Annotated in this window: 9 protein-coding genes; 7 read left to right on the top strand and 2 right to left on the bottom strand. The window is 58.3% G+C overall.

Going from position 1 to position 13,146, the window contains the following annotated elements; all coding sequences use genetic code 11:
- The first annotated feature begins 23 nt into the window (after positions 1 to 23).
- The 5 genes from LCU97_RS11385 (at position 24) to LCU97_RS11365 (ending at position 4,474) form a co-directional block, all read left to right on the top strand.
- The gene (locus LCU97_RS11385; protein ID WP_053146800.1) at positions 24 to 1,280 is read left to right on the top strand and encodes a hypothetical protein; all 1,257 of its coding nucleotides are present in this window, start codon (positions 24 to 26) and stop codon (positions 1,278 to 1,280) included.
- Between the two features lie 38 nt (positions 1,281 to 1,318).
- Positions 1,319 to 2,566, top strand: coding sequence for a hypothetical protein (locus LCU97_RS11380; protein ID WP_053146802.1), 1,248 nt, complete (start codon positions 1,319 to 1,321; stop codon positions 2,564 to 2,566).
- A 59-nt stretch (positions 2,567 to 2,625) separates the two neighbouring features.
- Positions 2,626 to 3,369, top strand: a complete 744-nt coding sequence (locus tag LCU97_RS11375; RefSeq protein WP_053146804.1) for a pilus assembly protein — start codon at positions 2,626 to 2,628, stop codon at positions 3,367 to 3,369.
- A gap of 44 nt (positions 3,370 to 3,413) precedes the next feature.
- Positions 3,414 to 3,896, top strand: a complete 483-nt coding sequence (locus LCU97_RS11370) for a CS1 type fimbrial major subunit (RefSeq protein ID WP_232776434.1) — start codon at positions 3,414 to 3,416, stop codon at positions 3,894 to 3,896.
- A gap of 86 nt (positions 3,897 to 3,982) precedes the next feature.
- A complete protein-coding gene (locus LCU97_RS11365; RefSeq protein WP_232776432.1) occupies positions 3,983 to 4,474 on the top strand; it encodes a CS1 type fimbrial major subunit in 492 nt (163 codons plus the stop codon).
- An 80-nt stretch (positions 4,475 to 4,554) separates the two neighbouring features.
- Here the strand turns inward: LCU97_RS11365 and LCU97_RS11360 are convergent, their stop codons facing one another.
- Positions 4,555 to 7,662 (bottom strand): transglycosylase domain-containing protein, encoded by a 3,108-nt coding sequence (locus LCU97_RS11360; protein ID WP_232776430.1) that lies wholly within the window; start codon positions 7,660 to 7,662, stop codon positions 4,555 to 4,557.
- Positions 7,663 to 8,208: 546 nt separating this feature from the next.
- Between LCU97_RS11360 and LCU97_RS11355 the strand changes: the two genes are divergently transcribed.
- On the top strand, positions 8,209 to 9,630 hold the full coding sequence (locus LCU97_RS11355; RefSeq protein ID WP_232776429.1) for an amino acid permease: 1,422 nt from the start codon (positions 8,209 to 8,211) through the stop codon (positions 9,628 to 9,630).
- 175 nt (positions 9,631 to 9,805) lie between these two features.
- Positions 9,806 to 10,825: a hypothetical protein gene (locus tag LCU97_RS11350; protein WP_232776427.1), complete on the top strand. Its 1,020-nt coding sequence runs from the start codon at positions 9,806 to 9,808 to the stop codon at positions 10,823 to 10,825.
- Positions 10,826 to 10,833: 8 nt separating this feature from the next.
- Here LCU97_RS11350 and bglX read toward each other — a convergent pair whose 3' ends face one another.
- Positions 10,834 to 13,146 carry a beta-glucosidase BglX gene (gene bglX, locus LCU97_RS11345; protein ID WP_232776425.1) on the bottom strand — a complete coding sequence of 771 codons (2,313 nt, stop codon included), beginning with the start codon at positions 13,144 to 13,146 and terminating at the stop codon, positions 10,834 to 10,836.

Below are 13,146 nucleotides of genomic sequence, written 5' to 3'. Positions count from 1 at the left end.
TGATTGGTTTTGAGGTTGTATTAATGAAATTTTCATCGGTTGCAGTGCGCGGCGTCGTTTCGGTGTTGCTGTTTACGTGCGTGCCCGTGGCCAATGCCGTGAGCCGGGATATAACAGCAATATTCAGGCCCGATGCTTCGAAGCCAAACCTGAATCAATTTACCAATACCACGCCGATCTCCGGCTATTGCACCTACTTCCCAGCGGATTGCGCCGCGACGAAGATTTTCAGCATTCAGTTGCCTATCACATTCAATTCGGTCAGCCCTATCCAGGCGAATCATACCGACTATCGGCAAGGGGCGACGTTCAAGGTGCCCGCCAATTGGCGTACCGCACAAGTGACTCATGTGGGGACGGGGGAAACCGAAACCGTTGAAGTACGCTTTTCAGGGGTCGGCTCGAGATATCGACTTCCAACGAACGTGCTGAATCTCATAGGTAATCCGGACATCAGTATCACCTTGGCACATAACCGGTTATGGGGTGGGTATGGGAATAGCTGGGTGAATCCCCCTTCACCTTGCGGATATTCCGGTCATGGAGGGTTGGATGCGACGACATACCGTTTTTTCTGGAAAACCCGGGTCGATGCCGCGTGCTCCAAAAAAGCCAGTTTTCTGATACCGAGCTTTACCTACGAATATCTGGATTTTGCCTACGAGTTGCGGACCCCAAACCCTTTGAAAATGTCGAGCGGCCTCTACACGGGGTCGTTGACCTACAACGTCGGACCGGGCCAGGACCTCGATATGGGGGACGTCATGATTCCTTCCGATCCGATACTCACCCTGGATTTCAAGCTGACTGTTGAGCACACCCTCAAGATCGAAGTCCCCCCCGGCGGCAATCGGGTCGACCTGGTGCCCCAGGAAGGTTGGCAAGCCTGGGTGAACAGCGGTCGCAAACCGACCCGGCTGTTTCGTGACCAACGCTTCCATATCTCGGCCTCCTCACGATTCAAGATGGGGCTCGAATGCCAATACGTCAGCGGCAATACCTGCGCGATCGCCGAAAACGACACTGGCCATGCCGTGCCGGTGGACATCAGCGTCAGCCTGCCCGACGGCCTGACCGACACCGCCGGGCAGCCGGTCAACCATCGTCGGCTACTGCTTGATGGCAGTGGCACCGAGATGTTTCAGCCGGGTTTTTACGTCGATCGTCGTTCGGGGACCCTGCACTTCGACGTTGCCCGCCCCCAGGTCGAAGCGATGTTGGACACCGGCGCCAAGGCTTATAGCGGCAATGTCACGGTGATCTGGGATTCGGAAGTTTAAAAAATCTATTCAGCGGATTTTGAATATGAGGTCATCGCATGAAAGGAACACGGGTATTAGCGAACTGTGTAGTTTCAACATTTTTGTTTGCCTGTCTGCCGGCGACTCATGCCTTGACCCGGGATATCACCGCGGTATTCAGGCCTGATCCCTCGAAGCCCCAGGAAAATATATTCCTCAACACTACTCCGGTCAGCGGTTATTGCCAGCGATACCCGGAGCAATGCAGGGCGTCAGGGATGTTCAGCCTCATGCTGCCCATCGTCGTCAATTTGAGCAGGCCTATCCAGGCGAATCATGAAGATCCCCGGCAAGGCGCGATGTTTAACGTGCCCGCCAACTGGCGCCAGTTACAAGTCACCCATTCCGGTACGGGCGAAACCGAGACCCTTGAAGTGCGTTGGTCGGGTATTGGGGCGCAACAACGACTCCCTGACGGAGTCGGCAACCTGGTAGGTGGAGAGCCTAATTCCGCGGTGGCTCACAGGATGTTATGGGGCGGTGCGGCCTGGGACGAAGCCCCTTCACCCTGTCGATACAGCGGTCTTGGTTTTTACTCTGATGTGACCTACGACTTTTTCTGGAGGGCGCCGGTAGTCGGCGTGTGTGCCAAGACGGCACGTTATGCGATCCCCAGGATGAGTTACCACAGCATTGACTTTGCCTACGAGTTGCGCACGCCAAACCCGTTGAAAATGTCGGCCGGCCAGTACACGGGAACGCTGACCTACAGCATCGGGCCGGGTCAGGACCTCGACCTGGGTGATGTGATGGTCGCGGATGATTCGGCGCTCACACTCAACTTTACCCTTCAAGTTGATCATGCACTCAAGATTGAGGTGCCCCCCGGCGGGAACCGGGTGGAACTGGTTCCTCAGGAAGGATGGCAAGCCTGGCTGAACAGCGGACGCAAGCCGACGCGGTTGTTACGGGATCAGCGCTTCCATATCTCCACGTCCTCTCGTTTCAAGATGCTGCTTGAGTGCCAATACCCCAACGGCAATACCTGTGCGGTCTCGCAAGTCGGTTCCGGTCATGCGGTACCGGTGGATATCAGCGTGACCTTGCCTGAGGGGGTGACCGACGCCGCAGGGCAACCGGTCAATCGTCGCCGCTTGTTCCTTGACGGCAATGGCACCGAGTTGTTTCAACCGGGTATTTACATCGATCGCAGGTCGGGAACTCTGCACTTCGAAGTTGCACGCGCCAGCGTTGAGGAAATGCTGGATGGTCGCGCCGAATCCTATACCGGCAACGTCACGGTGATCTGGGATTCGGAAGTCTGAGCGGCCTGAGGGCCAATGATATTCAGTGAATTGCGTTTAATGCATGAGGTTATGAAGTGATGAAGCATCTATTGGCATGGGTTGGGTTTCTTCTGTTTTGCAGCCTGGCCCAGGCCGGGCCGCAGATTGGTGTCGGGGTGGTCTACGACTATCTCGATGGCGACAAAAGCACTTACATGAAGCGGGTATTCAACGGCGGAACGTCCACGGCATTCGTCAAGGTCAACATCCTGGAGATCGTCTACAACGAGGACGGCAGCTACCAGGAATTGCCCATCCAGAGTCAGCCCGACTCCACGGCCAAGGATGGCCTGATGGCCAGCCCGGCGCGCCTGATCGTGCCGGCCAATGGCATGCAGGGCACCCGGTTGCTGTTCATGGGCAACCGAGACAAGGAACGCTATTTCCGGGTGCGTTTTGTGCCGGTGGTGCCGGAGGCCGAGGATGAGTTTGCCGTCAGCGCCGAGGAGCGCGAAGCGTACAAGAAGGAGCGCGTGGCGGCGGGAGTCAAGGTCCTGGCGGGCTACGGCACGGTGTTTTTCGTAAGGCCCAAGGACACCCGCTTCGAGACCGTGATCGACGACAACGCCAATCGTTACCTGATGCGCAACAACGGCAACAGCGTCGTGGTGATCGATGAGTTCAAGGATTGCGACGCGCAGAAAGACAACGACTGCCGGCCGACGACCAAGCACCACATCATGGCAGGGCGCACGTTTTCGTTCGACAAGGAATCGGGGCGTGAATACCGCTTCACGCTGATCGAGGGCGACAAGAGCCAAGCCGTCGAGATCAAGGGTTGACGGTCTCCGTCGACGAACCGTCGCAGACGCCACAGGTAATCATTATGTTCAAGCCATTGCTACACCCTCTTGCGTTGACCGCCTTGATGCTGCCTTGGGTCTTGGCCTGGGGAGCGGTCGAGCGGGAAACCTTCGAGCTCCACGTGACCATTCCGACGATCGATTTTTACGTGCTGCCCCTCGACCCGCAGTTGGTACAACGTGAGCAACGCTTGCCGTTCAGCTCTATCACCAGCGAGCTCAGCCCGCTGCGGGCGGTTTACGAGGTGAAGAACAGCAACGGTGCCATCGGTGCACGCCTGGGTGAAGAAGCCTACTTGTCCAATGGCCGTGACCGTATCGATTTGAGGGTGAAGTTCAACAATGTCGAGCTGACCCTGGACTCGACCCAGGTCGTGACGGCTCTGGAGGCCAGGCCTGGACGCCAGGTGCCGTTGGAAATCGCCGCGATCAAGCCCGGTGATGGATACAGGGCGGGGGATTACTACGGCACGGTGCATATGGTCTTCGATGCTGTTGCGCCGTGAGCACCGTGGCTAAAACACCGGGCGAAATGAGGCCCCGTGGCGAGGCGTGTAATTTGCGTTTTATTACTCAGAAAGAGGTATCAAGCATGTTAAAGAAAATGATGGCCGCGACCTTGGTTGTTGCAGGCCTGAATCCTTCGTGGGTGCTGGCGGCTGATGATGCGCGTACATCCATCCATATCACGGCGAATGTTCCGAACAAGCAGTTCCATGTGCAGCCACGCAATCCAGATTTCGGCAGAGACGAGGTCATGCATTACAACCCCGCGAATAATTCCTTGAGCGCCGTACGCCAGACCTTCGACGTGAAGAATACCGACGGATCGGTCCATGCCTATATTCAAGAGGGCAGGGCCTATCTGGACAATGGCAGGGATCGTATTCCTCTGACCGTTAAGTTCAACGATGTATTCCTCAATGGCGTGCCTCAGGAAGTCGTCGATGATGCCTCCTCCACGCCAGGCACTCAGGCCGAAATGCTCATCCAATATAACGGCATATCGGTCGAACGTAATCCGGGCTTGTACACCGGCCAATTCACGGTGATTTACGATGCGGTCCCTCGGGTTACCCTCTGATTTTGGGTGAGGGATTTGGCGACATGTCGCACCATCCCGTTGGGCTGCATCCCCTCTCGCCGCAATGAGTCTGCCGTCACTCACTGTCGTGCCATCAACGGCTTGCACTGGGTGTGACTGCCTGGTTGCAGATAGGCCGAGAGAAACGGCGCCATGCCTTTGAGCACCTGCACCGGCAGAGCCGAGGTGAACTTGAAGTTTTGCGCCGAGGCCCCCGGGACATAGGCGGTGAGGGTGCCGAAATGGCTGTCGCCAATGTAGAACACGAAGGTGGCGGTGCGGTTGATCGACTTGGAACTGATCACCCGTCCACCGGGACCGATGGCTTCGATGCGGTTGTCGCCGGTACCGGTCTTGCCGCCCATTTGTAATGGCGTGCCGTCCGCCAGTTTGAAACTTCCGGCCACCCGTTTCGCGGTACCGGCATCGACTACTTGGGACAACGCCCCGCGCAAGGCCCGCGCCACTTCGACGGGCATTACCCGCTTGCCGTTGTCCGGGTCGTTGATCAATTGCGTTTCATAGGGTGTGTTGGCGGCGAAATGCAGGCTGTCGATTCGCAGCGCCGGCTGCCGGACCCCGTCGTTGAGGATGGTGCCCACCAGCTCCGCCAGCGCCGCGGGGCGGTCGCCGGAACTGCCAATGGCGGTGGCCAGCGACGGTACGAGATGGTCGAACGGGTAACCGACTTTCTGCCAGCGCTGGTGGATATCCAGGAACGCTTCGATCTCCAGCATGGTACGGATGCGACTGTCCCGTGCGCTTTTGTGCCTGCTTTTGAACAGCCAGCTGTAGACCTCCTGGCGTTCGAACTGGCTGGCCTTGACGATTTCACTGAATTTGGCGTCGGGGTTGTTCAATAAATACCCCATCAACCACAGGTCCAGCGGATGGACTTTCGCGATGAAGCCCTGGTCCGGCAGGTCGTAAGCGCCCGGGCCGTAGCTCTGGTAGAGCCGCTCCAGACGTTCATCGGTGAGTTTTTCGACGCTTTTGGCCGATTTCAGATGCGAGCGCACGAAGCGGTTGAAGCTTTCCTGGCTGTCGTTGGGGAAGAAATAGCGGTGCACCGCGGCCAGACGGATTGCGGTGGGGTGCATGCTGTCGAGAAAGGTCTCGAGACGCTGGCTGGTGTCCTTCTTCTGGTACTTCTTCCAGAACTTGAGCAGGAACGAAGTGCCTTCGCGGTCGGCGAACTGGGCCAGGTACTCCTGGCGCCGCGGGTCCCTGTCGTCCTTGAGCAGTTCGGCGCTGTTGTTGGGGCCGGCGTAGGTGGCGTAGCGCACCAGATCGCGCATCAGGCGGATGAACGGCAGGTTGATCGATTCGCGCAGGGAGTCGCGCAGGGTAGGGTTGCGGCCGTTGTCTTCGTTGCGGAAGTTATGGAAGGTGTGCAGCCCACCACCGGTGAAGAACGCCTCGCCGGGGCTGGCGGAATAGGTGCGGTCCAGGGCCGCTTCAAGCATCTTCGGCAGACTGCGGTCGCTGTTCTGAATCAGGTAGTCGACGGCCCAGCGGGACAGGCGGTCCTGGTCAGCGATGTCGGCTTTCTTCAGCTCGGCCGGCGTTTGCTGGCCGTAGCGCTCATGCAATTCGGCGATGATTTGCAGGTAGGTGGTGAGCACCCTCAACTTGGCGGTGGAACCCAGTTCCAGCTTGCTGCCTTCGTTGATATCGAAGGGCTGGTCGGTGCTGTCGGTCTGTACCCGTACCCGCGAGCCGTCCGGGGTCAGTTCCAGCAGGGTGAAGCTGTAGCGTACCTGAGTGGTGCTGGTCGGGGTCAGCAGGCGTTCGCCCATCAGGCCGATCTCGGTCGCGAAAGTCGGGTCCGCCAGGCGCTTGAGGTACTCGGTAGCCTGGGCCTGCAAGTCGTTTTGCAATGTGCTGGTGGCCGACAGGTCCAGGCGGTCGAGATCGTACAGCGGGCGGTTGAGCAATGTGGCGAGGCGACTGCGAGCTGCGCTGATACCTTTATTGGTTTCGATGGGCTGGATCGTCGGGTCCAGGACCCAGTCACGATAACTGACCTTGCTCGCCAGGGCTGCATCGGCCAGGGCTCCATCGATCACACCGTTCTGTGCCAGCAGCCGGAGATGGCTATCGGTCAGGCTCGCCAGCTCGTCGCGGCCCTTGGACAGGTAATGGGAAGGGCGGCGCTGGGCGATCATCAGCGACAGCATCTCCCGCAGGGCCAGGCCTTTTTCAGCCAGGCTCCGTGGGTCGGTAGCGTCGTTGAACAGCCGTTCGTTGGCGCGTTTGAAGTCGGCGCCGTACCAGACCCGCAAGCCTTCAGCCATGCCGTGTACTTCACCATGACCCGGAACGGCGGAGAGCGGCACGCTGTTGAGGTAGTCGCGGATGATCCGTTGCCGCGCCTCGAGGGTTTGCGGGCCGGCCTGGTAGGCGCGCACGCTGGCGGACACCATCTGGCGGATTTTCTCCGCGCCGGAAACGGTGAGTCCATCGGGGGAATGGCGGTACTTTTCCAGCTGAGTCGCCAACGTACTGCCCCCGGCGGATTGCCCAGGCAGGCTCAACATCTTGGCCACTTGTGACCACGCCGCCATGCCGAAGCGCGGCCAGTCCACTGCCGGGTTGGCCTCGGGGTAGCGGGGATCGAGCAGGAAGCGGTTCTCGATGAACAGCAGGCTTTGTACCACCACCGGCGGGATGGCGTCGAAACTCGCATACAACTGTTGCGGGTACTTGAACTGATACAGCGGTGCTGCGCGGCAATCGGTGATGGTCAGGCCGGCCTGGATCTTTTCCGGGTAGGGGACGAACAGCCCTTTGTCGACATAGTCCATCAACGCCGGCGAAAACCGCGCCTGGGCCTGGATCACGTAATTGCGCTTGAGCAATCGCGGCAGGAACTCCCCCAGGGCGCTGTAGCCCAACCGCCGGTCGAACGGCCCGTCGCCGGGATAGACGATAGCATCGCTGGGGCCTGGCTGCACCGAATAGCTCAGGGATCCGGCGTACCGGCTCAGTTCACTGGCCTGGAACCTTGAAGTGCGCATCTCCTTGGCGGCCGCCAGGCCGACCACCACCGCGATAATCAGCAGCAACAACCAGAAAGCCCGCCAGCCATGCCGGGCACGGCGATTTTTTTGGGGTAAAGGCGCTTCTTCCATACGTTCAGTCGGGACCACAGGTTTACTCGAATCGGTTTGCCACAAAGCGCCCATAGTCACTGATCCACTCACGCAGATTGATCGGACTTGCTTGAAGCTTAGACGGTGGTTGGCGCGGGGGGAGGGGAAATTGTGGGTACGGTCTGTCATGACTTCCACTCGCCGCTCTTTGTGGCGAGCGGATAAAACCCCTCATCACAGATAAGTCCCTCACACAGATAAATCCCTCGTACAGATAGTCCCCATAACGGGTAGCGGTGTCCGGAAAGCCTCGTGCCAGAGCCATCACCCTACGCCAAAACATGACGCTGTACCGTCACTGTGCAATACTCGGCGGCGTTTTCGAATGACCTGAATCTCAGATAACACCTCTCCAAAAGCTGATTCTGGCGGAGGCTTATCCCTGAAATTTCCAGGTTTTACAGTGAATCTCTCTATCCCTGGCTTTTTATACTGCACGACCCGCTGATCCTGAGGTTGTCGTTCCACAGGACGGTCTGCCCACAAGACAGACCCGGTTTCGGCAAGGCGGCAGGCTTACCGGTCTGCGGCCTTGGACACTCGGTGGCTAATCCAATAACAAAACGAGGTTGTATCCCTATGCCTGTCGGCAATCATCTGCCCCATGGCGAGACCGCTCAGGGTGGTCCGCTCAAACGTGAGCTCGGCGAGCGACACATCCGCCTGATGGCGCTTGGCGCCTGCATCGGTGTCGGGCTGTTCCTCGGTTCGGCCAAAGCCATCGAAATGGCCGGCCCGGCGATCATGCTGTCCTACATCATCGGCGGCCTGGCGATCCTGGTAATCATGCGCGCCCTCGGCGAGATGGCCGTGCACAATCCGGTGGCCGGTTCGTTCAGCCGTTATGCCCAGGACTATCTCGGCCCGCTGGCCGGTTTCCTGACCGGCTGGAACTACTGGTTCCTGTGGCTGGTGACCTGCGTGGCGGAGATCACCGCGGTGGCGGTGTACATGGGCGTCTGGTTTCCCGACGTGCCCCGCTGGATCTGGGCCTTGGCGGCACTGGTCAGCATGGGCTCGATCAACCTGATCGCGGTCAAGGCCTTCGGCGAATTCGAATTCTGGTTCGCCCTGATCAAGATCGTCACCATCATCGCCATGGTCATTGGCGGCGTGGGCATCATCGCCTTCGGGTTCGGTAACGATGGCGTGGCGTTGGGCATTTCCAACCTCTGGACCCATGGCGGTTTCATGCCCAACGGCGTGCAGGGCGTGTTGATGTCGCTGCAAATGGTGATGTTCGCCTACCTGGGCGTGGAGATGATCGGCCTGACCGCCGGTGAGGCGAAGAACCCGCAGAAAACCATCCCCGACGCCATCGGTTCGGTGTTCTGGCGGATTCTGCTGTTTTATGTCGGTGCGTTGTTCGTGATCCTGTCGATCTATCCGTGGAACGAGATCGGCACCCAGGGCAGCCCCTTCGTGATGACCTTCGAGCGCCTGGGCATCAAGACCGCCGCCGGCATCATCAACTTCGTGGTGATCACCGCCGCGCTGTCCTCCTGCAACGGCGGTATCTTCAGCACCGGGCGGATGCTCTACAGCCTGGCGCAGAACGGCCAGGCCCCGGCCGGTTTCGCCAAGACCTCGACCAACGGCGTCCCGCGTCGCGCGTTGCTGCTGTCCATCGCCGCATTGCTGTTGGGCGTGCTGCTCAACTATCTGGTGCCGGAAAAAGTCTTCGTCTGGGTGACCTCCATCGCCACCTTCGGCGCGATCTGGACCTGGGCGATGATCCTGCTGGCCCAGCTCAAGTTCCGCAAAGGGCTAAGCGCTTGCGAGCGTGCCGCGTTGAAATACCGCATGTGGCTGTACCCGGTCAGCTCGTACCTGGCGCTGGCATTCCTGGTGCTGGTGGTGGGGCTGATGGCGTACTTCCCGGATACGCGCGTGGCGCTGTATGTGGGGCCGGCGTTCCTGGTGGTGTTGACAATGTTGTTTTATGGTTTGAAGTTGCAGCCGACGGGGGAGGGGCAGGAGGCGGTGAATTCGGCTTCTTAGGTCCAGCCTTGTGAAAGAGGGCCCCGGTCCGATGGTCGGGGCTTTTTCTTATGCACGGTGTCGTCCTTCCGACAAGGCTTTCCGGGGCCGGTTGTCTACTGTCAGAGCTGACAGTAGACCGTAGACTTGAATGGGGCTTAACGTCAGTCATCCATCCTGGCCCAAGGAAACTTCTATGGGATGTACAGACAGTTCAACGACATTCAAGTTTTCTGTTAAACCCCAAAAGAAATCATGGTGTGCAGCGTGCCTTGTGGCGTTTTCTGCGTTATCGACCGGATGCACAAGAGCGGCTGAGGGCGACGATTGGGTAACCGCTATTAATGCATCATATCCAACGCGCTGTGCCGAAGAAGATAATGTTTATGTGAAGCTGATGAGTCGTGATATCCAGAGGTTTCGGATTGAAGCGCTGCACCCTGGCTACATCGAATCGCTGGTGTCGGACCGCTCGGCACCTGATTTTTCGGATTGTTCATTTGACGGTAGCGGCAATGCCCAGGATCCGGTGTTCAGATTCACCCCCAGGCGAATGGTGTTGTGGGAGTCGAATGAACTTTTGGTGATGGGCAATACGCTGGAGCGATTCTGGCGGTCCAGCGTTGTGGATGTCAGTGTCAGCGGTGTTCACCGAAGCAATATTCATTTGATTCAGGTTTACCTCAAGGACGCTCGCCAATCTGAACATCCTCCCGAGGAGTTTCTGGTACTTTACCCAACGGATGGGTACTGGCGTCTCAAACCGCTCCCGGTGTCTCATTTGGGTTCCGGTGCCTATGGCAGTTCTTTTCTGGTAGGACCCATTAAAGAAACATCGCGACCTGTGGTCGACTTGTTGAAAGTCCAGTTCAATCCCGCCAGCCGGACCTTTGAGCTGAACTACCAAGACGGTTCACATGGCAGCATGAAAATCGTCGAGATCAACCAACAGCGCGCCGTCTTGGACTATTCCCACAGCCGCCCATCGCCAGCCGATGCGCCAATCGTCGCCATTCGCTCGATGTATGTTGCCCCCGACAATGCGGACGCCTCGCAAGTTTTTTTTCACCGACGAGGCGAGCGCGGATTGGTCAGTGAGGATCTTATGGCGTTTGTTCGCTCGGAGGTGAAGGACATCCGGGTCGGACGCTCGACTCTTTCGAAACACAATGCCTCGGCGCCGGATATGTGGTTTGGTGGTTTCGAGTCGCGATGACCGTTCAATCAGCGTTGGGCACTTTCGTGCGGCAAGTGTGGAATGGCTGGGTAGCGCTCCGGCAGTTGCGCACTCGTCATGACTTCAAAGCTGGCCCCATTGTCAGTGCTGGAGTTGCCGCCGACGAATACCTGGTACGTGCCCATTTCAACGAACCGTAGAAGTTTATCGCCCAGTAATGCCAGATCATCCTGATCCAACAGAAATTTAACGGTCTTCGTTTCACCCGGAGCGAGTCGAACCTTGGAAAAACCGCGCAGTGTCCGAACCGGACGAGTGATGGTCGCAACATCTTGGCGTAAGTACAGCTGGACTGTTTCATCACCGGTTCGTTGGCCGCTGTTGTGGACTTCCACCTCGACGGTAAGCGTTTCATCGAAGGTCAACTGCCGCTGACTGAGCTTCGGCACTCCATAAGTGAACGTGGTGTAACTCAAACCGTAACCAAATGGGTAGAGGGGGGTCCATTCTTCGTCAAGGTACTTGGAGGTATAAACATTGGCCTTATCCGGTGGTCTCCCGGTGTTTTTATGCGCATGGTAAAGGGGGATCTGTCCGACCGTGCGCGGAAACGTGATAGGAAGCTTGCCACTGGGGTTAACGTCCCCAAACAACACATCGGCCACGGCATGCCCCATTTCGGATCCCAGGAACCAGGCCTCGAGGATGGCGGGCACCTGTTTGTCCACCGTCGGTATAGCCAGCGGGCGGCCGTTCATGAGGATGACGACTATCGGTTTGCCGGTACTGTGCAACTGGGCCACAAGTGCGTTCTGTGCGCCAGGCAGGTCGAGGGAGGCACGGCTACGCGCCTCCCCGCTCATGTCAGCCGTTTCACCGAGTACGGCAACCACTGCGTCGGCATCGTTGACGGCACGTCGCGCCTCGTCGATTCCGGAGGTATCGAGGCTTTCGGGAGAAGCACCAGAGACGTAGACAACGTGGGTTCCGGGCGCTACGGCACGTTTTATTCCCTCCAGTACCGTAATCGATTCCTCGGCACGACCGGCGGCGGACCAGAAGCTTAGAGTGGATTGAGCGTCGTTCGCCAGGGCCCCGACCACGACGAGCTTGCGCAGATTCTTTGGCAGCGGGAGCAATGCACCTTCGTTTTTCAATAGCACGATGGATTTTTGTCCGGCTTCTCGTGCCAGGGCACGCGTTCGAGGCATCGATGTCAGAGCTTTCTCGCGGGTTGTATCGCTGTAACGATACGGGTCATCGAACAAGCCCAACCGCTGCTTGGTCTGAAGCACACGTCGCACCGCATCGTCGATAAGCGACTGCGGTAATTGGCCGCTACGCACCAGGGCAGGTAATTCGGTGGCATAGTCTGCGCTGGCCATGTTGATATCGATCGTGGCGTTAAAGGCCCGTCGAGTGGCCTCTTGAGTGGTGGAGGCCACGCCGTGCTGCATGAGTTCGCTGACGCCGTTGAAGTCGCTGATGATCGGTCCCTGGAATCCCCACTCGTCGCGTAATTTGTCCTTGAGTAACATTCGGTTGGCGTGCATCGGGGTGCTGTCTATTTCATTGAAGCCGGCCATGATCGTGTCTACGCCGGCTTCTACGGCGGCACGAAAGGGTGGCAGGTAGACTTCCTCCAAGGTTCGCTGGGACATCTCCGATATGTTGTAGTCACGGCCTCCTTCCGCAGCGCCGTAACCGACAAAGTGCTTTGCGGTAGACAGAATTGTCGAGGTGTCGGGAAAACCCTTGCCATGAAAACCGCGCACTCGGGCGGCCGCCAATGTCGCGCCGAGAAAAGGGTCCTCGCCCGATCCTTCGATGACCCGTCCCCAGCGCGGATCCCGTGCGATATCAACCATTGGGGCGTAGGTCCAATGCAAGCCGCTGGCAGTTGCCTCAACGGCTGCAGCCCTGGCGGTTCGTTGTGACAGATCCGTATCCCAGGCCGACGCCTCTGCCAACGGTGTGGGAAACACCGTACGAAAGCCATGAATCACGTCGTGGGAGAACAAGAGTGGAATATGCAGGCGTGAACCCTGTATGGCTTCGCGTTGCAGCCTGCGGGTGACTTCGGCGCCATATACACCCAGCAGGGAGCCGACTTCAGCAATACCGATGGGTTTCTGACCTTTATTGTCCACGACTGGCCCGGTAGGGGTGACTAGCATGCCCAACTGCGTCAACTGTCCAGCCTTTTCCTCGAGAGTCATTTGGCCGATCAGTCGTTCGATAAAAGCGGCATCTTCCTGCTGTTTCCCGGATTGCTCGCCAGCTCGAGCCGTGGAGTGAAACCAGCAAACGGCGATCAATGTACCCAGCATCGCTGCTGTGGTAACGCGCACAAAGTCCAT

The organism is Pseudomonas uvaldensis (genome assembly GCF_021271205.1).
Lineage (GTDB): Bacteria > Pseudomonadota > Gammaproteobacteria > Pseudomonadales > Pseudomonadaceae > Aquipseudomonas > Aquipseudomonas uvaldensis.
This window is presented reverse-complemented; position numbering and strand designations above follow the sequence as displayed.

Bases quoted from the DNA above. Each gene is read 5' to 3' on its own strand.
- LCU97_RS11355 (WP_232776429.1), top strand. From the start codon at position 8,209: ATGCCTGTCGGCAATCATCTGCCCCATGGCGAGACCGCTCAGGGTGGT.
- LCU97_RS11365 (WP_232776432.1), top strand. From the start codon at position 3,983: ATGTTAAAGAAAATGATGGCCGCGACCTTGGTTGTTGCAGGCCTGAAT.
- LCU97_RS11375 (WP_053146804.1), top strand. From the start codon at position 2,626: ATGAAGCATCTATTGGCATGGGTTGGGTTTCTTCTGTTTTGCAGCCTG.
- LCU97_RS11370 (WP_232776434.1), top strand. From the start codon at position 3,414: ATGTTCAAGCCATTGCTACACCCTCTTGCGTTGACCGCCTTGATGCTG.
- LCU97_RS11350 (WP_232776427.1), top strand. From the start codon at position 9,806: ATGGGATGTACAGACAGTTCAACGACATTCAAGTTTTCTGTTAAACCC.
- LCU97_RS11380 (WP_053146802.1), top strand. From the start codon at position 1,319: ATGAAAGGAACACGGGTATTAGCGAACTGTGTAGTTTCAACATTTTTG.
- LCU97_RS11360 (WP_232776430.1), bottom strand. From the start codon at position 7,662: ATGGGCGCTTTGTGGCAAACCGATTCGAGTAAACCTGTGGTCCCGACT.
- bglX (WP_232776425.1), bottom strand. From the start codon at position 13,146: ATGGACTTTGTGCGCGTTACCACAGCAGCGATGCTGGGTACATTGATC.
- LCU97_RS11385 (WP_053146800.1), top strand. From the start codon at position 24: ATGAAATTTTCATCGGTTGCAGTGCGCGGCGTCGTTTCGGTGTTGCTG.